Source organism: Tropicibacter sp. S64 (assembly GCF_049803835.1).
In the GTDB taxonomy this organism is placed as follows: domain Bacteria; phylum Pseudomonadota; class Alphaproteobacteria; order Rhodobacterales; family Rhodobacteraceae; genus Pacificoceanicola.
Map to the genome: position 1 here is coordinate 79126 of NZ_JBNAGK010000011.1, position 20709 is coordinate 99834.

14 protein-coding genes are annotated in these 20709 nt (G+C 61.1%); 12 read left to right on the forward strand and 2 right to left on the reverse strand.

Annotation, left to right across the window (positions count from 1 at the left end):
• Positions 1-2: 2 nt before the first annotated feature.
• Complete coding sequence (locus ACP159_RS17635) at positions 3-296, reverse strand: hypothetical protein (RefSeq protein WP_425101016.1); 294 nt, start codon at positions 294-296, stop codon at positions 3-5.
• A gap of 176 nt (positions 297-472) precedes the next feature.
• Here ACP159_RS17635 and ACP159_RS17640 point away from each other — a divergent pair, with 176 nt between their 5' ends.
• The 10 genes from ACP159_RS17640 (at position 473) to ACP159_RS17685 (ending at position 15298) form a co-directional block, all read left to right on the forward strand.
• Positions 473-4846: a strawberry notch-like NTP hydrolase domain-containing protein gene (locus ACP159_RS17640; RefSeq protein ID WP_425101017.1), complete on the forward strand. Its 4374-nt coding sequence runs from the start codon at positions 473-475 to the stop codon at positions 4844-4846.
• Between the two features lie 13 nt (positions 4847-4859).
• Positions 4860-5891, forward strand: a complete 1032-nt coding sequence (locus ACP159_RS17645) for a DUF7146 domain-containing protein (protein ID WP_425101019.1) — start codon at positions 4860-4862, stop codon at positions 5889-5891.
• Between the two features lie 363 nt (positions 5892-6254).
• Positions 6255-7187, forward strand: coding sequence for a DUF2493 domain-containing protein (locus ACP159_RS17650; protein WP_425101020.1), 933 nt, complete (start codon positions 6255-6257; stop codon positions 7185-7187).
• A gap of 83 nt (positions 7188-7270) precedes the next feature.
• Positions 7271-7543, forward strand: a complete 273-nt coding sequence (locus ACP159_RS17655) for a WGR domain-containing protein (protein ID WP_425101021.1) — start codon at positions 7271-7273, stop codon at positions 7541-7543.
• Between the two features lie 249 nt (positions 7544-7792).
• On the forward strand, positions 7793-9031 hold the full coding sequence (locus ACP159_RS17660; RefSeq protein WP_425101022.1) for a nucleotidyltransferase domain-containing protein: 1239 nt from the start codon (positions 7793-7795) through the stop codon (positions 9029-9031).
• Complete coding sequence (locus tag ACP159_RS17665; protein ID WP_425101023.1) at positions 9031-10749, forward strand: ThiF family adenylyltransferase; 1719 nt, start codon at positions 9031-9033, stop codon at positions 10747-10749. The genes ACP159_RS17660 and ACP159_RS17665 overlap by 1 nt, the downstream gene beginning before the upstream one ends.
• The gene (locus ACP159_RS17670) at positions 10739-11251 is read left to right on the forward strand and encodes a Mov34/MPN/PAD-1 family protein (RefSeq protein WP_425101025.1); all 513 of its coding nucleotides are present in this window, start codon (positions 10739-10741) and stop codon (positions 11249-11251) included. Before ACP159_RS17665 ends, ACP159_RS17670 begins: the two co-directional genes overlap by 11 nt.
• A 91-nt stretch (positions 11252-11342) precedes the next feature.
• Entirely contained in the window at positions 11343-12470 is a 1128-nt protein-coding gene (locus ACP159_RS17675; RefSeq protein WP_425101026.1) for an SAVED domain-containing protein, read from the forward strand.
• A gap of 127 nt (positions 12471-12597) precedes the next feature.
• On the forward strand, positions 12598-14139 hold the full coding sequence (locus tag ACP159_RS17680; protein WP_425101027.1) for a nucleotide-binding domain-containing protein: 1542 nt from the start codon (positions 12598-12600) through the stop codon (positions 14137-14139).
• A 16-nt stretch (positions 14140-14155) separates the two neighbouring features.
• A complete protein-coding gene (locus tag ACP159_RS17685) occupies positions 14156-15298 on the forward strand; it encodes an SAVED domain-containing protein (RefSeq protein ID WP_425101028.1) in 1143 nt (380 codons plus the stop codon).
• A gap of 382 nt (positions 15299-15680) precedes the next feature.
• On the opposite strand, the gene ACP159_RS17690 is transcribed toward ACP159_RS17685, so the two are convergent.
• On the reverse strand, positions 15681-17042 hold the full coding sequence (locus ACP159_RS17690) for an ISNCY family transposase (RefSeq protein ID WP_425100969.1): 1362 nt from the start codon (positions 17040-17042) through the stop codon (positions 15681-15683).
• A gap of 348 nt (positions 17043-17390) precedes the next feature.
• Here ACP159_RS17690 and ACP159_RS17695 point away from each other — a divergent pair, with 348 nt between their 5' ends.
• Positions 17391-19268 carry a cation:proton antiporter gene (locus ACP159_RS17695; protein ID WP_425101029.1) on the forward strand — a complete coding sequence of 626 codons (1878 nt, stop codon included), beginning with the start codon at positions 17391-17393 and terminating at the stop codon, positions 19266-19268.
• Complete coding sequence (locus tag ACP159_RS17700) at positions 19265-20668, forward strand: MATE family efflux transporter (protein WP_425101030.1); 1404 nt, start codon at positions 19265-19267, stop codon at positions 20666-20668. The genes ACP159_RS17695 and ACP159_RS17700 overlap by 4 nt, the downstream gene beginning before the upstream one ends.
• The last annotated feature ends 41 nt before the right edge of the window (positions 20669-20709 follow it).

Consider the following 20709-nt stretch of genomic DNA (forward strand, 5'->3'; position numbering starts at 1 on the left):
GGTCACTTATTCCCGTCGATCCACTTCGACATCAGCCCCTTGTCGCGGAAGCACTCGTCCGGGACGGCGCGCCGTTTGATCCTGGCGAGCTTCTCGGCAAAGGCGACCTGCTTCGAGGTCGGCCGGTTGTCTGAAGGCACAGGCGCACTCTTGGCCTGAGCATCAATCCAGGCGCTCAGGGCGCGCCGATCCTGTTGCGTTTCCCACGGCAGGAGTGTCCCGTTGCGCTGCGCGAGGGACCGCGCATAGGCGAGCTGCTTGGGCGTGGCGGGCAGGGCAAAGGTGGTGCTTTCCATCGAAGAACTCCCTTTCTGGCTTGTCTCACAAAATAGAACATACCAAGAACAAAATCAAGTCATGTGCGCTAGCGCCTCGGTGAGAGAGGTAGAGGGTGGATGGGGAAGGTCAGGTCCGAGGCTGCCCGAGAGAGGGTGTTCGGGCCTGATCCTGTCCCTCAATCCGGAGTTTCCCGATGACACATCTTGCCCCTGTTGCGCAGGCGTCCTTGCCTGCGCCCGTTATTCCTTTGGCCGCAAATCCTGCCTCCGCGATCCTTGCGGTCGCCGAGACGCTGCAGCCCGATCTGGCGCAAGGGCTTCAGATCGACGCGCTGCGCCTGCGGCTCGAGATGGAGCGCGCCTTTGGCGGTTCCGATGCGACCGGTGCCTGGAATTGGAAGCTCGCCTATGAGGCAGGCGAGGTGGCTCTGGTCCTCTTTCTGCGAAAGTTCGGCCGTGCGCTGCTGGCCCGGGCCGGTTCGCCCGAGGCGCTGTTGCCCATCCTCGCCAGGGTGGCGGGTCTCTTGCCCACGCATACCCGGCGCTCGGAGGAGATGGAGCGGTTTCAGCAATTCTCGACGCCGCTGCCCATGGGGCTCGCGGCTGTGGCGGCAGCACAGATCACGCCCCGTGACCTCGTCCTCGAGCCTTCGGCCGGGACCGGGCTTCTGGCGATCCTCGCCGAGATCACGGGCGGTAACCTCGCGCTGAACGAGTTGGCAGACACCCGCGCCGACCTTCTGCGCCTTCTCTTTCCGGGCCATCCCGTCACCACATTCGACGCCGCACAGATCGACGATCACCTCGACGCAGGGCTGCGCCCTAGCGTCATTCTGATGAACCCGCCCTTCTCGGCCCAAGCCAATGTCGATGGTCGGTCGACCGAGGCGACGGCCCGACATCTGCGCTCGGCCCTTGCGCGCTTGGTTCCCGGCGGACGGCTCGTGGCCATCACAGGGGCCGGTTTCGCGCCGGATGCGCCGGCCTGGGCCGAGACCTTCGGCCGTCTGACCGAGACGACCCATCTCATCTTCACCGGCGCGGTGTCGGGCGCAGCTTTCGCCAAGCACGGCACCAGCTTCGAAACGCGGATTTCTGTCTTCGATAAATGCCGCGGCGGTGAGCCGGGCGGCATCACCGCTGACCTGCACCAGCCCACGTCCCCCGACGTGGCGCATCTGATGTCCAGGGTCACTGCAGAGGTTCCGCCGCGCCTCGAGATGGAACGGGCCGCAAATGCGGGTCTGGGCCACTCTTCCCTCTTCCCGGAAAATTCTCACCCCACCACCCGCAAACCCGTCAGCCGATCCCGCGCGACATCTGCGGCTCAACCGGCGAACACCGGCACGTCGGTTGAGGCCGAGAACCTGGACTACGCACTCCGCGACGTCGCCGAGGACGAAGACGCGACACGGCTGTCCGACGCGATTTACGAGACCTTCCGCATGCAGGCGATCGACATCCCTGGTGCGGCGCCACACCCGACCAAGCTTGTGCAATCGGCGGCCATGGCCTCTGTCGCACCTCCGAAACCCTCCTATCGCCCTAAGTTGCCCCCAGCCGTCAAGTGCTGTGGCCTGCTGTCAGACGCGCAGCTCGAGACCGTCATCTACGCGGGGGAGGCGCATGGCGCGCATCTCACTGGGTCTTGGACCGTGGATGAGACCGGCGACATGGTCTCGGCCGCGCCCGATGATGCCGCTGACGCCGTCCGCTTCCGCCGGGGTTTCTTCCTCGGTGATGGCACCGGCGCGGGCAAGGGCCGCCAGTCGGCTGGGATCCTGCTCGACAACTGGTGCCAGAGCCGCCGCAAGGCGCTCTGGATCTCGAAGAGCGACAAGCTTCTGGAGGACGCGCAGCGCGACTGGTCGGCGCTTGGCCAGGAGCGGCTTCTGGTGACGCCGCTGTCGCGTTTCGCACAAGGCCGCGACATCCCGCTGACCGAGGGCATCCTCTTCACCACCTATGCCACGCTGCGCTCCGAAGAGCGCGGATCGAAGAAATCCCGCGTCGATCAGATCGTCGATTGGCTCGGGGCGGACTTCGACGGGGTGATCCTCTTCGACGAAAGCCACGCCATGGCGAATGCCGCGGGTGGCAAAGGCGAGCGGGGCGATACCATGGCCTCGCAGCAAGGCAGGGCGGGTTTGCGCCTGCAGCACAAACTGCCCAATGCCCGCGTCGTCTATGTCTCGGCCACGGGCGCGACGACCGTCCACAACCTCGCTTATGCTCAGCGTCTCGGCCTCTGGGGCGGGGAGGATTTCCCCTTTCAAACCCGGTCGGAATTTGTGGAAGCCATCGAGGCTGGCGGTGTCGCGGCGATGGAGGTTCTGGCCCGCGACCTCCGGGCGCTCGGCCTCTACACGGCGCGGTCGCTGTCCTATGACGGTGTCGAATACGAGATGCTGGAACACGCGCTGACCCCGGAGCAGCGCGGCATTTATGATGCCTATGCCGGGGCCTTCGCCATCATTCACAACAACCTGACCGCGGCGTTGGAAGCGGCGAACATTTCTGGCGAGAGCGGCACGTTGAACCGTCAGGCGAAATCCGCCGCGCGGTCCGCCTTCGAGTCCGCCAAGCAGCGATTCTTCGGCCACTTGCTCACCTCGATGAAGACCCCCACGCTGATTTCCAGCATCGGGGCCGATCTGTCTGCGGGTCATGCGGCGGTCATCCAGATCGTCTCGACGGGCGAGGCTCTGATGGAACGCCGCCTGTCGGAGATCCCAACCGACGAATGGAATGATATCCGTTGTGACATCACACCCAGGGAATACGTTCTGGACTACCTCGCCCATTCCTTCCCGGTGCAGCTCTACGAGCCTTTCACCGACAGCGAGGGCAACCTCTCGTCGCGCCCCGTCACGCGCGACGGCCAACCGGTGGAGTGCCGCGAAGCCGTCCGCAGGCGCGATGCGCTCATCGAGAAACTGGCTTCGCTGCCACCGGTGCCGGGGGCGCTCGACCAGATCGTCCAGCGCTTCGGCACCGATCTCGTGGCCGAGGTCACCGGGCGTTCGCGGCGCATCGTGCGCAAGGGCGAAGGGCATTCGGCACGGCTCGTGGTGGAGAACCGGGCCGGAGCCGCGAACCTCACTGAGACCCAAGCCTTCATGGATGACGAAAAGCGTATCCTGATCTTCTCGGATGCCGGCGGCACTGGGCGCAGCTATCACGCCGATCTCGGGGCGAAGAACCAGCGCTTGCGGGTCCACTACCTCTTGGAGCCCGGCTGGAAGGCGGACGCTGCGATCCAGGGGCTTGGCCGCACCAACCGGACCAATCAGGCGCAGCCGCCCTTGTTCCGGCCGGTGGCCACCGATGTGAAGGCGGAGAAGAGGTTCCTGTCGACCATTGCGCGCCGCCTCGACACGCTTGGTGCGATCACGCGCGGCCAGCGCCAGACCGGCGGGCAAGGGTTGTTCCGCCCCGAGGATAACCTCGAGTCGCCCTACGCTCGTGACGCCCTGCGCCAACTTTACCGCCGCATCTATCGCGGCGATCTGGCCGGATGTTCGCTTGGAGCTTTCGTGGATGCCACTGGCCTCAGCCTGACCGATGACAACGGGCTGAAGGATGACCTGCCGCCGATCACGACCTTCCTCAATCGCCTGCTGGCGCTGACGATTCATTTGCAGGCCGTGCTGTTCGCGGGTTTCGAGGAGCTGCTCGATCAGCGAATTGAGGGCGCCATCGCCGCCGGGGTCTACGACCTCGGGCTCGAGACACTGCGCGCCGAGAGCTTCCGCGTCACGGACGCACAAGTCATCTACACCCATCCCGGTTCCGGCGCAGAAACTCAGCTTCTCACCATCGCCGAAAAGCGGCGCAACACGCCGCTTTCGCTCACGGATGCGCTCGACTGGCTGGATGACTCCCAAGCGCGCCTCCTCATCAACAGCCGCTCGGGCCGGGCTGCCGTGCAGGTGCCCGCCACCAGCCTGATGCTCGACGATGGCACCATCGAGCCGCGCCTGCGCCTGATCCGTCCGCTTGATGCTAGCACAGTTCCGGCGAGGATCATGGAGGACACGCATTGGCTCGAGGCCGACCGCGCGGCCTTCGCTGCCGCCTGGACCGCGGAACTGGCCGAAGTGCCGGAGTTCTCGGAAGCCACGTTGCACATCGTGGCAGGTCTGCTGCTGCCGATCTGGAAGCAGCTTCCCCAAGATGAAACCCGCGTCTACCGCCTGCAGACCGATGACGGGCAGCGTATCATCGGTCGACGAGTCTCACCTGCCTGGGTCGCGACCACGCTGGCCGCCGATGCGCCCAAGCTCTCGGCCGCGCAGGTCCATGCCCTCGTTTTGGAGGGCAAGACCGTGGTGCGCCTGTCCGAAGGGATGGAATTGCACCGCTCGCGCGTCATGGGCGTCAACCGGATCGAACTCTCGGGCTTCTCGGAGGCCGCCAAGGACCGGCTCAAGGCCGATGGCTTCTTCTCGGAGATCATCAGTTGGAAGCTTCGGCTGTTTTGCCCGACCGACGCCGATGGCGTCGCGATACTGGATCGTCTGCTTGCACGTTGTCCTGTCGCAAGTCTACATGCACGCACCGGTTGAGGGATATTTGGACATGTCTTTGGAAACAGCAGAAACTCTGGCAGAGCTTGCGGCAAATGCCGAAGGCGTCTGTCGCGCTTACTTGTCCAAGGGGAGGCGGGAAGGATCCTACTGGATCGTCGGCGATCTACAGAACAATCCCGGCCGGTCGCTCTTCGTGCGGTTGACAGGCCCTGCGTCGGGGCCGGGGGCAGCGGGCAAGTGGCAGGACCCTGCCGTCGGCACGCATGGCGATCTCCTGGACATCATCCGCGCCCGGACGGGGATCACGCGCTTCCCCGACCTTCTCGCCGAGGCCCGAGCGCATCTCGGCCGTCCGCAGCCGGTGGTCCCGGATAAGCAAGAGCCGAGGAAGGCCAAGGCGCCCGGTGGCACTTCTGCGGCGGCGGCGCGCTTGTTTGCTGCCTCGAACCTGATCACAGGCACGCTTGCCGAGACCTACCTCCGTTCCCGGGGCATCACCCAAATCGGGGCGAACGGCGCCTTACGCTTCCACCCGAAGTGCTGGCATCGGGAAGAGGGGCAGACCCGGAGCATCCCCAGACCGGCGCTGATCGCCGCGGTCACCGATGGGGCAGGGGCCCTGCAGGGCGTGCATCGCACCTGGCTGGCAGCTGACGGAAAAGGCAAAGCAGATGTCGATCCGCAGCGGAGGGCCATGGGTCACCTCCTCGGCAATGCCGTCAGGCTGACCCCGCAGGATGACATCCTCGTCATCGGCGAAGGCATAGAGACCATGCTGTCTCTGTCCGAGGCAATCCCAGGTCTGCCCGTCTGGGCGGCGCTCTCGTCCGGTCACCTCGGGGCGGTCCTGTTGCCGGAGGGGCTCAAGCGCCTCTACATCGCGATCGATCGCGATCCGGCCGGGCAGCGCGCGGCAGAGAAGTTGAGCGCCAGAGCCTCCGAGGTCGGGATTGGTTGCCAAGTGCTGGAACCGCGGCTCGGGGATTTCAACGATGATCTCCGGGCGAACGGCAAGGACGCGCTACGCCAACATCTGGCAGGTCAGATCGGGCCAGAGGATCGGCATCGCCTATTGGGCTGAGCTGCATCGCGCAGAGGGGGGCTGGGAGTGCGGGGCAGGGGGCAGCATCCCAGTCGTGGCTCTGGATCGTCGTCCTCACCCCATCCCGGGCCTTGCGCATCCACCCGTCATCCGAGCGGCCTTCAAGAGATGGGCAGGCCGTCAAAGCGGTTGCCCCTGCAAGGTCGGCAGGGAAGCTATTTCCGCCGGCGGCAGGCCGCCTTTGCATCGCGAGACAAATAGCTTCCCTGCCGACCTCCTCCACGCTGTTCCAGCCCCGGTGAAGCCGGGGTGAAGGGGCAACCGCCCCGACGGCTCGGGTCTGCCCATGAAGGCCGCGCGGGCTGACGCGCGGACACGGCAAAACCCGGAGGCAAGAAACCGATGACGATCCATACCCACGACGACGCGTATGAACCCGCCCATAGCGCATCCCAGACCGCCCATGCGCTCGACGAGCTCCAGCTGTACGGCTATCGGCCCTTCGACGAGCCCGATCCGCGCCCGATGCCCGATGGGCAGCGCCTCGCCGTCGCCGTCGCCGACATCTTCGACGCCCTCGTCGCGACCCTGGAAGACACCCGTATGGAACCCGACCTCGAAGAGGTGCTCTGGGGCCAGGTCAACCTCTTCCACCGCGCCACGGCACGGATCGAGCGGTCACTCGATGAGAACGAGCAGGCGCAGCGCCGCCTCCAGCGCGAGCAGGACGGCTCCGAGGTGAAATCCGTCGAACTCGAGCGCCTGACGGCCGAAGGCCTGACCCTCGTTGAACGGCGCAACTGCATGGACATGATGCGCGATCACGCCGCCACCGAGTTCGTCCATCACACGGGATCGACCTGGCGCCCCCGCACCGGCTCGATGGTGAACCGCCAGCACATGACCTCCGCCCTGATCGACAGCCGCGACTTCCTGGCCGCCAAGCGCCGCGCCGAGACCGAGGTAATGCTTCCCGCAGGCCCCAAGGTCGCCCTCACCGGCGGGACCGATTTCAACGATCACCGCCTGATCTGGGGCAAGCTCGACCAGGTCCGGACCAAGTATCCCGACATGGTCCTCCTGCACGGTGGCAGCCCCAAAGGCGCAGAGCTCATCGCCGCCAAATGGGCCGAGGCCCGCGGCGTGACGCAGGTCGCCTTCAAGCCTGACTGGACCAAGCACGCCAAGGCCGCGCCCTTCAAGCGAAACGATGCGATGCTGGATGTGATACCCGTCGGGGTTCTCGTCTTCCCCGGAACCGGTATCCAGGAAAACCTCGCCGACAAGGCCAAGAAGCTCGGCATTCCTGTCATGAAGTTCGAGAAGGGGGCGTGAGCCCCTTTCCCTGTTCGGGATCGAACATTGTGGAAACACGAACCTACACTTGGTATTGTTGCAGCAGACAAGGTGACCGCAAAATGTTCGATGAATCGCAGCAACTGGACGTGTTTCCGACGGCGGTCGATCTGAAACGGATCGACCCGTCCCTCAACATGCGGCGCTTCTATCGGATGAGCGTCCAGCCCGATCTCTTCGGCGGAGTGAGCCTGGTGCGAGAATGGGGCCGGATCGGTTTCCGAGGTCAGATACTGATTGAGCAACATGAGGACGAGGGCAGGGCAGTCAACGCTCTGATGAAGCTGTCGGCGACAAAGAAACGGCGTGGGTATCGGTTGCTGGGCGAGCGTTGAGAATGGCCCATTGCCGTCATTCGCAACACTGGCCATCGCTGCGCCGCAACTTTTCCGAACCGGCCTTTCGTGGCATCATGCAGCATTGTTCGATTGGCCAAGGTCCGCAACGCTGGCCATCATTCGTGGCAAGTACATATATTGCAAAGCTATTAGCAAAAAAGACGACGCTTAGTAGGGCACAGCCGTTGAAAATCCGTCTCAAACTGGACATCTTGCGGTTGAGAAGATCTAAACAAGAGGCTCAAGATGAACGCGGGTGCAGACGTAGGGTATGGGTATAATGTCGCGATTGAAAAACTCGCTGAAGAATTGGCTGTGCCTCAGGATCGCTTCGATCAAGCCGAAAGGCGCTACAAGGATCTTGGCGAGTTTTTGCATCGAGATGAGTCCAAGGTTCGAGATTATGATCCCGATGTCTATATCCAGGGCTCTTTCGCGCTCGGTACACCGATCAAGCCGACATCCAAGGACGAAGATTACGATCTCGACATCGTCGTATCGTTCCGGTCGCTGACGAAAGCGCAAATTTCCCAAGCTGATCTGCGCGCTCTTCTGCTGGCTGAGCTCGAGGCGTATCGCGATGCGCGCGGGATCAAGAATGAGGTAAGCGACGAGCCTAGAAGGTGCTGTACTTTGATCTACGCAGATGGTGCGCAATTCCACATGGACGTATTGCCGGCGGTGCCGAACGAGGCAAACATGCGTGCCGTTCTTACTTCCTACCTCGCGGATCAGGCGCTTGCGGAAGGCGCGATTGCTATCACCGATAAAGACAAGGCTGACACATACCAGATCATCACGGATGACTGGCCCCGCAGTAATCCTAGGGGCTTTGCCGCATGGTTCAAGTCAAGGCAGATCGAACAGCTGAATGAACGCCGCAGAGCATTCCTCGACGCCCAAGGCAAAGTGACCGCGAGTGTGGAGGACGTCCCGGTGTTTCGAGTGCGAACGCCTCTCCAGTCATCCATCATGATCTTGAAGCGACATCGGGATGAGTGGTTCGCGGAGCGTGATCCGGACCTGAAGGTTATTAGTGTGATCCTCACGACGCTCTCAACCCATGCATATGCAGGCGAAGCAAGGGTATCGGATGCAATTGCCAAGATTCTGAGGGATATGGATCTCGCGATCGAAGAACGGAATGGGGTGTCATGGATCGCCAACCCTACGGACCCTTCAGAGAATTTTGCGGATAGGTGGGAAAAATTTCCCGAGCGCCGGGAATCCTTCTTCAAGTGGCTGGAGGTTGCTCGAACGGATTTTGGTGCCGTTCAAAGGTTCAGCGACACAAATATTGTTCTAAACGAGCTCTCACGAAATCTTGGAAGCACCCTCGTTGAAGGTGCGCGCTCGAGGGTAGCGGCATCTGCGGGATCACGTGCGGCATCCATTGCTCCTGCCGCTGCAGCAGGGGCTTCTGCGCCCGGTCTCGTTTTTGGCGGTGAGGATCGGAGGCCGACGGAGCCAAAAGGTTTTGGTTGATGGACTTCACAGCCGGTGAAGCGCGGCTAATCCGTGAGTGTGAAGAGCTCGCTGACCTAGCAGCGTTATCAGATTGGCTGGAAGAACCCCAATTCGGCAAAAACGCCGATGGCCTTCTGACCTGGTCGTTTGTTCTTCTCGCCGGGGAGCGTCGCATTCCATTGCGGCTGGTTTTCCCAGCGCTTTTTCCAGATCTGCCACCATTTGTACTTCCAGCCGACAGCTCGCTCCGGCTATCCCAGCACCAGTATGGCGAGGGTGGCGAACTATGCCTGCAGTATAGACCGGATAACTGGCATCCCGACTGCAAGAGTGTGGATGTAGTCAGGAGTGCCAAAGCACTTCTTGAGGCAACCCCAAAGGACGATGCTTTTTCAGACGTGGAAAGCGCTCATCCAGCCGACTTACCTTCGCTGCTCTCGGGGTGCCCCCGGCGCTTCATGCTACCGCCTGACACCGCACGCCTATTAAGGTTGCGCCTTGCCGGACACGCAACCGATATTCATATGACTTTGGAGCGCCGGGTTGGGGGTTTCGAAGTTCTTGTTGCTCGCATCGCGAGCATCGGGCTGGATTCTGGCTTACGGGTGCCGATTGATGGTGCGGGATTTGGGGGAAGGGTGGTCCCTGGGGTCCTATATCGATTGCCCGATATTCGACAAATTCCAGATCTGCATCCCGAAGAGCTGAAGGGGCTCCTGTACCAGTACCTGCCTTCATGGCTCCGTAAATGGGTAGAAGACGCCGGCGACATGTTGGTTGTCATGTCAAATGGTAGGCGAGAGGTATTGCTGCGCGTTCGGCACAACGGATCGAAACGAAAGATTGACCTGTTTCATACCTTTGAACCGCCGAAGGCTAGAGAACGCCGACTCCACGGGAAGATGTATCGAGAATCTAGCATCTGCATCATTGGCGCAGGTTCGCTGGGATCAAAAGTGGCCGCCAGTCTTGCGCGCGAAGGCGTCGGTCATTTCATGTTGCTGGATAATGATGTTCTTTGGTCCGACAACTTGGTTCGAAACGAACTCGATGAAATGGATGTGGGGCATCACAAGGCAGTTTCTCTAAGGCACAGATTGTTGCGAATAAATCCGGCAGTAAAAGTCGGTGCTTTGGGTATGAGTCTGACGTCTCAATCCGCTGTCCAGCATATTGCTCAGTTGAGCGAGATCATCAGCACTTGTGATCTCGTCATAGATACGACGGCTGATAGCGGAGTGTTTCGAATGGCAGCGGCCATTTGCACGCAGAAGCGTAAACCCCTCGTTTGGGGACGAGTCTACGCGGGAGGGCTCGGAGGATTGATTGCACGAAGTATCCCGTCTGAAGATCCGCCACCACTGACCGCTGCAACTCAATTGCGAGCATGGTGCGACGAGAAAGGTACGGCACCGCCAGAGGGCCGCGAGCACAATTACGGGGTGCAAGGTGATGACGACGATGAACCCCTCTTCGCTTCTGACGGCGATGTGGGTGTCATTGCCAATAGGCTGGCACGTCACGCCCTAGACACCCTGGCAATCACAGAGATGAGAGTTCATCCGGAACCTGCCTACTTTGTCGGGCTGCGCAAAGGTTGGATCTTTGATCATCCCTTCGACACCCACCCAGTTATTTTCGCTCCTCACGAAGGATGGGAAAAGGGCAGCACTAGTTGTGCAGAAGAGGGCGTTGAACGCGTCATGACTCACCTTGGAGTACAAGATGACGCTTAGCCTCACAGTCTCACGCTCGCAGCTTGCTAAACTGCAGACCCACCTCAAGAAAGGCGGCAACCGCGAGATTGGCGGGTGGTTGGTTGCAGAACAGACAGCTCCAGGAAAATTTGATCTCGTGGGTTTGACCGTCGATCTTGAGGCAGGGACACGAGATCGTTTCGATAGTTTACCTGAGCCCCACTCACAACAGATGGATCGGATCTTGCTGGAGAATAGCGGTCGCGCTGGACGGGTTGACTATCTTGGCGAGTGGCACTCGCACCCGACATTCCCACCAATACCTAGCGAGATCGACGTGGCCGCGATGACCGATATGGTAGAAAACAGCGGGCCTTCGTTTGCGGCGTTGGTTATCGTCCGTCTAATCGCCAACGCCTCGATTCAGGCTACTATTACCACGTTTCAACGTGGCCAATTGCCCGAGGCCGGCCAGTTGATAATTGCGGATGAAGTTTCAGAAGCTGAATTTGGCGAGGGTCGGCAACTGCCGGAACACTAGCATCATTCGGTAGCCTGAAATTGGTTGGGTCCTCGTCTGACCATCCCATCGTAACTCGCTGTGGCGGCACTATTCAAAATGGAGCAGAAAATTGTCTAGTTCAAACATCCCAGCCAAGATTCAGACCCAATTGTGGGCTTTGGCGGCGGGTCGATGTGAATTTTCAGGATGCAACAAGCTCCTTGTCGGGGATCTAATCGCTGGCAAGGAAGACGGAAAGTTCGGTTTCATCGCGCATATTGTGGCAGATAGCGAGAATGGTCCGAGGGGTGATAAAGTCCGTTCGCCACTTCTCGCCCGCGACATCAGCAACCTGATGCTAATGTGTCCCGTCCATCACAAGGAAATCGACGTAGATCACGTGGATGACTATCCGGAAGAAACGCTCGTGGCAATGAAGCGCGAGCACGAAGAGCGGATTGAGACTGTTACAGATATGGACGCTGACCGCGCAGCTCATGTGCTCCGTTTCGCGGCAACTATCGGCCAGATGGACTCATTGGTTTCCACCAAAGCCATCTTTGCCGCCATGCCACCCGATAGGCATCCGGCAGAGCGACGAACCATCGACATCGAGCTGAATTCCGAAATCAAGGATGATGAACCAGAGTTTTGGGGCATGCAAAGTGCGCATCTGCATCGTCAGTTTCAACGCAAGGTGAAGGAGCGGATAGAGCAGAAGGAGATCCTTCAGTTGAGTGTGTTTGCGCTTGCTCCGCAGCCTCTTCTCATCGAGCTCGGTACGTTGCTAGGTGACATCATGCCCGTGTGTGTCCACCAAAAATATCGCGAGCCATCTACTTGGAAATGGCAACTTCACCAGCCGTCGATAAATTTCAAAATTGGCGAGTACTCTGGGCCGAAGGACGTACCAGTCGCCCTCAAGCTGGCGCTCAGCGCGACCGTAGATGATCAGAGAATTCGCTCGGTTCTGGGCGATAACGCTGCAATCTGGTCGATCACGGCAGAGGATCCTCATAACGACATCATGCGAAGACAGGACGATCTTGCAATCTATAAGACTCACCTTCGCAGGCTCTTTGATCGGATCAAGGCCCACCACGGCGAGGATGCGACTATCAACGTATTTCCTGTTCTTCCGGCTTCCGTAGCTGTCGAAACGGGTCGCTCACGAATGCCCAAAGCCGATCTGCCTTTGGTTATCTACGATCAAAAACCGGGGAAGGGATTCGAGCCAACGATCAAGATTAGCGCTTAGGCCATTGTAAATGACCGAGCGCAAATTTGTCATACCGTCGCGGGATTGGCCGCCTCTCTTCTACTCAACCCTGCCTTCGCCAAATCAGTAGGCGGCGGGCACCAGCACCGCATGGAGGTTTCATATAGTGGAATTCCCTTTGGCGAATACCAAGCCTGTTGATCAATTATTGGATGACCTAGTTGAGGAGCTTCAGGTCCCACCCGGTCGGTATGAGCAGGCTGAGCGCAGTTACAAGTCGCTCGGTGATTGGTTGCACCGGCCGGACTCGACTGTGCGGGATGACAGTCCCGACGTATATGTCCAGGGTTCATTTCGGCTGGGGACTGCAATACGGCCCGCGTCAGACGAAGAAGACTATGACATCGATATGGTCTGCCGCCTCGATTACGAGAAGTCGGCACTGACCCAGGCAGAGCTGAAACGACGCGTTGGCGTCGAGGTCAAAGCCTATGCTCGGCGATATGGCATGAGCAAACCCGAAGACGGGCGCCGCTGTTGGCCCCTAGTCTACGCAGACGGCGCACAGTTTCACATGGATGTCCTGCCTGCGGTGCCTGACTTCGAGAAGCGGCGCTATCTGAGTGAAGCGGGCCCCGCGCTTGCCCGACTGGGGGCAACTGCGCTCGCGATCACAGACAAGGAACACGACGGCTTCCGGCAGGCTGGCGGCCACTGGCCGCGCAGCAATCCCAAAGGCTATGCGCTCTGGTTTCGCGATCGGATGGGCCAGGCGTTCAGAAGTCGTGCTCTCAACGAGGCACGCAGGATGCAGGCCAGCGTTGAGAATGTTCCGGCATGGCGGGTGCGTACCCCTCTGCAGGGCGCCATTCAGATCCTCAAACGCCATCGCGATCTGATGTTCAGCGACCGGCCGGATGACAAGCCGATCTCCATCCTGATCACGACCCTTGCGGCACATGCCTATAACCAGGAAGAACGCCTCTCCGATGCGCTGTTCTCGATCCTTGAGGGAATGGACCGGTATATTACCCGTCGCAATGGCGTGGACTGGGTCGAAAACCCGGCCGACCCCGAAGAGAACTTTGCCGACAAGTGGGAAGAGCACTCTGAGCGCCGGGATGCATTCCATGAGTGGCTTCAGCAGGCCCGCGGTGATTTCGCATCGGCACATCAGGCGCTCACCGCAGACGGTGTCGGTGCCGTCCTCAGCGAACGCATGGGGCAGGGTCTGGTCGAACGTGCACTGGGGCGTCGCAATCAAGCCAAAAAGCCGGGTGCTACCGCGCGGCTAGTCCGTACGGCCAATCTTCTCCTTACGCCCGCCTATATGCGAAAGCCGCGATGGCCGCAGGCTGCGGAAGGTCGCGTGAATATTGGCGCCGCGACCTTTACGCAGCGGGGTTTCAGGCCGCAGAGCTTCGTGAGCAATGGCGCGCCGCTTCCCAGGAATTGTAGCTTGCGCTTCGAGGCGGACACGACGGTGAGCGGGCGTTTCAAGGTCTACTGGCAGGTCGTCAACACTGGGCGGGAAGCCGAGGATGCGGATTGTTTACGTGGGGGCTTTAGCCCGGACGCGGCGGTCCGGGGCGGTCTGACCCATTCTGAGAGCACCCTCTATCGGGGCAAGCACAGCATCGAGTGTTTCATTGTGAAAAATGGCAAACTGGCTGCGCGCAGCGGTCAGTTCATCGTGAATATTGGCTGATCCGGAGATTGAAGACATGTCTTTCTGGCGCAAACACGGTGACCGGTTTTTCGACGGATTGTTCACCTATGTCTTCCGGACCCCGTCCTGGCCTTCGAGATTGCTGCGTGCGGGTGGCATATTAATCGTCGCCGGGCTGGGTGTCGGCGGGCTGGCCGGTGATCTTTCCTGGATTGATGCGGACCGCGTCGTGCTGCTGGCTGTGCATTCGGATGGCGGCGGATTGCCGGTCCACTGGTCACTGATTACCGTCTGCTTCGGTATTCTCCTCGCGGCTGCGGGGGGTGTCCTTGGTGTGAACGATCACATCGCTGACCGGCGGCTGCTCAGGAAGCAGAGTGTGGTTGTCATTGAGCACCGTGGGTTGCACCAGACCGTTGATACTCCCCTTGCCTCTGCCGTGCCGAAGCACCTGAAAGGCCGTATTGATGTCCTGCCGATCGACCACCGGCAGTCGACCTCAACGAGTCAGATCAGCAGTCCCGAAGATGCACTCTCACAGATTGCCGGATTACGGCAACAGCTTCGTCAGAAGCGTGATGCTGCGGGTCCCGGCAACGTTAGGCTGGTCTACGGCGGCATGGCCCCTGTTCCACTGACGTTCCTGACCGGTATGATGGTTGGCAATGAAGCCGGTCTCACAGTGATGGACTGGGATCGTTTCGCAGAAAAATGGCGCGAACCTGACGGCACTGATGACGGAGACCGGTTTGTCGTTTCAGGAATTGACGGCCTGAAGGACGATATCCCGGAGGTAGCATTGGCCGTCGCTGTTTCCTACCCCTCGGACGCAGACGGCATTAGGGCGACTCTCGGTGAGATGCCTCTGATCCGCCTTGCTTTGCCAACTCTGAGCACGACGGCGCACTGGTCTGCCGACAAGCAATCAGCTATGGCGAAAGACTTCACGGATCGTTTGGGCGATCTCATGGCGAAAGGCGTCAAACGCGTTCATCTGTTCATCGCAGCCCCCAACAGCGTTGCATTCACTCTGGGCCGGCATCTCGATGACAGGCTGCATCCCGAAGTGCTGGTCTATCAGTACGAGCGCTCAGCATCGCCACCATTTCCTTGGGCGATTAAGATGCCGACCCATGGGCAAAGTGACGCGCAGATCATAAGAAGTGGCGCGATTTCAATTACTCCTGCAACCACCTGACCATTTTCGGGTGTCATGCAGCGCGCACAGCACACCGATAGCGACGAGCAAGCAGGCTCAGGCGTGGAACGCTACAGACGAGAAATTCCTCTCCGGAACTCATCCCGCCTGAAGGTACGCTTTGGACGTTGACAAGCACGACCAACGCCGCGTTGCCGCAAGTCCGCTTGCTGCCAAAATTACATAAAACGGACTACGTGCGTTTGAAAAATGGGGCGTAAAGCCCCCTTTAAGTCACTGATGTATAAAAATATTGCTCATCAGCCCTGGGCTGGGCGCAATCGGTCGAATTTGTTGCAACCAAGTAGAAATGTCGCGTGGTTGACAAAGCAGAAATGTCCCACCTGGAGCGCCGTGAGCGCAGCCGGGCAGGGCGGAGACCTCACGTATCGGAGCCCTGACCGGCTGCGCGGTTGGCCTTGCGCTTGCGATCGGCGAGCGTGTTCCATCCTGTATTGCGGCGGCCGGTCGGCTCGTAGATCGTCCGCTGTCTGCCGGCGCGTTTCTTCTTGGGTGGGGCCTTGTCCTGCTCGGCCTTGATGTGCTCCAGCACGGCGCTCAGGTGCTTGTTCTCGGTGATCGCGGCGTGGGTCACGCGCTGGTCCATGTCGAAAATCCGGTACGGTAGAGAAATGCCTTTCCAGCGGAATTCCAGAGCGCCGTCCTCGTGCTCATAGCTGTCGATGTACTTGCCGGGGAGGTCACGGCTGAGGTCGTTCTCTTCCAGGATGATCCGGTGCCGGTCGTAGGAAAAGGCAAGCTGGGCACCGACATAGCGCTCATCCCTCAGGCACAGGATCTCGCGCAGGCGGTCCGGTTCCGTGTTCAACGCACGGTGCAGATCGTCGGGCCGCCGCGGGGCTTTTGCGAAACGCGCGTTGTAGCGCTGCATGAACCCCGGCAGGAAAGCGTTCCCCGCGGCCATATCAGAGATGCCCGCCAGCCTCAGCTCCTTCACCAGCCGATCCTGCAGCGTGCGATTGGCGCGTTCGACGCGGCCCTTGGCCTGAGAGCTGTTCGCGCAGAGGATCTCGATGTTCAACTCGTTGAGCGCGCGCCCGAATTGGGTGGTACCATGGCCTGTCTTTGCGCCTTGCTTCGCCACCCGGAACACGCTGTGCTTGTCGCTGTAGAAAGCCACGGGACGACCATGTTCATGCAGGTAGCGTTCCAAGGCACCGAAGTAGCTGAACGTGCTTTCCGACGTCACGAATTCCAGGTGCATCAACGTGCTGGTCGCATCATCCACGAATACCAGCAGTGTGCAGGGCGGCCCGCGGTCCTCGAACCAGCGGTGATCGGAGCCGTCGATCTGGATCAACTCACCATAGCATTCCCGGCGCAGGCGCGGCTGGTGAAACGTGCGGCGCTGCTTTCTCGAAAGCCAGATCCCGGCGTCTTGCATCCATTTGCGCAGCGTCTCCCGGGACACCTTCAGGCCATGGTCCTCGGCCAGCTTCTCGGTCGCCAGCGTCGGTCCGAAATCAGCGTACTGTTCCTGCACCAACGTGACGGCCAAAACGCGCACCGCCGGATCGATCCGATTATTCGATGGCCGACCGCGCGCCTTGTGCCGGATCGCAGCCGGTCCGTTGGTTCGAAAGCTCTTCAACAGACGTTGGACTTGTCTGCGGCTCAGCGCCAGAAGGTTCGCCGCATTCGTTGCCGTCATGCGGCCTTGCACGACCTGGCTCAAAATTTCGACACGGTTCAGGTCTCGTTCGCTCATAAGCACCAATCCCACGGTCCACTCCAATCCTGTCAGCAACAGGGGAAGTGTGACACTTCTGATTTGCAGATGTGGGACACTTTAACTTTGCGGCTACAGAAGAAATCCAATAATCTACATTATGTTATTTTAGTGAAGCGCCAACCTAGGCCAACCAGCGATTGGCGCCAAAGGGCAGTCCGCCTTCAAATGCCCGTGGCGCAACGCCGCCGAACCGGACCCAAGAGGTCTCGCCGATCCGGGCTCGAGCCGTCATTGCACACGCATTGCCCCACTCAGCCTGCCCTGTTTGCCGATTTACGATTGTGGCCGAACCCGTCCTCGGTGTTAGTCTCGACCAATCGCGCGACGAGGGGGACTCCGGTGACCGATTTTCTGCTTCTGGCCTTCATATTCCTGATTGCAGGCGTGTTCTCGGTCCCGCTCGCCACGCGGCTCGGACTTGGATCGGTGCTTGGTTACCTGCTCGCCGGGATCGTCATCAGTCCGGTCCTCGCGCTGTTGCACGTCGATGTCGTGTCGCTGCAGCACTTCGCCGAATTCGGTGTCGTGATGATGCTGTTCCTCGTCGGCCTCGAACTGGAACCAAGGATGCTCTGGTCCATGCGGGGTCGTCTGCTGGGGCTGGGCGGTGGACAGATCGCGTTGACGGCACTGGCAGTCATGGCCGTGGCCATGGTCATGGGACAGGTCTGGACCGTGGCGCTGACCATCGGCCTTGTGCTGGCGCTGTCCTCCACAGCCATCGTGCTGCAGACGCTCGGGGAAAAGGGTCTGCTGAAGAGCGACGGCGGGCAAGCCAGCTTTTCCGTCCTTCTGTTTCAGGACATCGCTGTCATCCCCATGCTGGCGCTGATCCCGCTTCTTGCCATGCCCGAGCTTGTCGAGGCGTTGTCCCACGGCGCGCCGGGCGACCACGGCACGGGTGGCGATCATGGCGTGACCCTCAGCCTTGTCGAAGGCTTGCCGGGCTGGGGCGCCGCCCTTGTCACGCTGGCCGCCATTTCAGCGGTCATCGGGGTCGGATCCTACCTGACAAGCCCGATCTTCCGATTTATCGCCGCCGCCAACCTGCGCGAGCTTTTCGTGGCAACGGCGCTGATGATCGTGATCGGGATCGCGCTGCTGATGACGCTTGTCGGCCTGTCGCCCGCGCTCGGCACCTTCCTGGCGGGTGTCGTGCTGGCAAACAGCGAGTACCGGCACGAACTGGAGAGCGACATCGACCCGTTCAAGGGCCTGCTACTTGGCCTTTTCTTCATGACCGTCGGCGCAGGCATCAACTTCGGCCTGCTCTTCGACAACATCGTGCTGATCCTCGGGCTCACGCTGGGTCTGATGGCGCTGAAGGCGCTGGTGCTGCTTGGTCTCGCCGTGGTCTTCAAGGTCCGGGGAGCGGATCGCTACCTTTTCGCCCTCGGTCTCGCTCAGGCCGGTGAATTCGGCTTCGTGCTCCTGTCCTTTACCGTCAATGCGGCGGTCCTGCCGCAGGCCCTGGCCGACCGTCTGCTCCTCGTGGTGGCCCTGTCGATGATGCTGACCCCGGCCCTGTTCATCCTCTATGACCGCGTGATTGCACCCCGGTTCGGCGGGGACGAAAACCGAGCGATGGACACCATCGAGGAGACCGGCAACATCATTATCGCCGGGCATGGCCGCGTCGGCGGGATCGTGGCGCGGATGCTGCGCGGCGCGGGGCTTGCCCCGACGGTGATCGACTTCAGTGCAAAGCAGCTGGAGATGCTCAAGGCCTTCAGCGTTCAGGCCTACTACGGCGACGCCACCCGCCCCGATCTACTGCACGCGGCGGGGATCGACGGCGCAAGACTGATGGTCGTCGCCATCGACGGCAAGGAGCAGATCACCGAACTGGTCAAATATGTCCGCAAGCATCATCCCCATGTGCATGTCATCGCGCGCGCGGTGGATCGCCCGCATGTGTTCGACCTCTGGGCCGCCGGTTGCCGCGACATCATCCGCGAGACCTATGACAGCTCGCTGCGTATGGGCCGGTCCTCCGTCGAGGCGCTCGGTTACAGCCGCGCACAGGCCGAAGAGGTGGTTCAGGCCTTTGCCGAGTTCGACCGGAGCGCGATGCTGCTGGCCGCCGAGCATCACGATCCCAACATTCCGATGCATCAGAACGAAGCCATCCTCGCGCATTACAACGCGCAGCGCGGTGCCAAGGAAGCAGCGCTCTACACGCGCATGACGGCGATCCTGTCAGGGGCACGACGGTGAGCGCCGGGCAGGCCCGGTTCCTCACGGGAAACCTGACAGGCCACATCGTGTCGATGTCGCTGACGGCGGCGGTGGGTCTGCTGGCGCTGTTCGTCGTGGATCTCGTGGATATGGTTTTCATCTCCATGCTCGGCGTCGCGGAACTGGCCGCCGCCGTGGGGTTTGCCGGCTCCATCCTGTTCATGACCACCTCGGTCAGCATCGGCTTTGCCATCGCGGGCGGCGCGCTGGTGGCCCGCGCCCTGGGCGAAGGCCGAAGGGAGCGCGCGCGCGAGGTTCTGACCCATGTGCTGGCGCACGGGTTCGTCTTTGCCGTCGGGTTCGCGGCGCTGATCTTCGTGAGCCTGCCGGAATTGACTGCGCTTGTTGGTGCCACGGGCGAGACGCAGGCCCTCGCCATCTCCTACCTGCGCATCCTGATCCCGACCATGCCGATCCTGATGATGGGCATGATCGCCTCCGCGGCCCTGCGCAGCCACGGGGCGGCGAACCTGTCGATGCTGGTCACCATCATCGGCGGCGTGGTCAATGCCGTGCTCGATCCGATCTTCATCTTCGGACTGGACATGGGGCTGGACGGCGCGGCCTGGGCCTCGGTAGCCGCCCGCGTGTCGATTGCCGGGTCTGCCCTGTGGTTCATCACGCGTCGCTATGGCGGGCTGACGGGACGCTCCATCCCGGCAATCCTGACGGATTTCCGGCCGATTGCCGCCCTCGCCATCCCGGCCATGCTGGCCAATATCGCGACCCCGGTGGGCAGCGCCTATGTCACCCGGGCGGCGGCGGCCTTTGGTGAGGAGGCAGTCGCGGGCATGGCGGTGGTCGGCCGCCTGACCCCCATCGCCTTCGCCTTGATCTTTGCCATGTCCGGCGCCATCGGTCCGATCATCGGCCAGAACTTCGGGGCGGGACACCATGACCGGGTCCGGGAAGCCTTCTTGCATGCCATCGGGCTATGCGTCGCCTATGTCGTGCCGGTGGTGTTGCTGCTCTATCTGCTGCGTGCCCCGATTGCGGATCTGTTCGGAGCGCAGGGGACGGCCCGCGACCTGATCTACCTGTTCTGCGGGCCCCTGTCTCTCGCCTGGGTGTTCAACGGCATCATCTTCATTGCCAATGCCGCGTACAACAACCTTGGCCACCCCTTCTATTCGACCTGGATCAATTGGGGGCGCAACACGCTTGGGGTCATCCCCTTCGTGGCCATCGGCGCGGTGATCTGGGGCGCCGAGGGTGTGTTGGTCGGGCAAATGGCGGGTGGCGTGTTCGTCGCGCTGGTGGCTCTCTGGCTGGCAGGCCGGGTCATGGAGCAGGCAGCGACCACAGTGCCCGAAGCGTCCGGATCTCCGGCCTTCCAGTCACATCGGCGCCTGTTCACCCTGCTGCATCACCGACGGTGACGCGTCCATTCCGCAAGGCTGAATCGACCGGCCGATCCTCA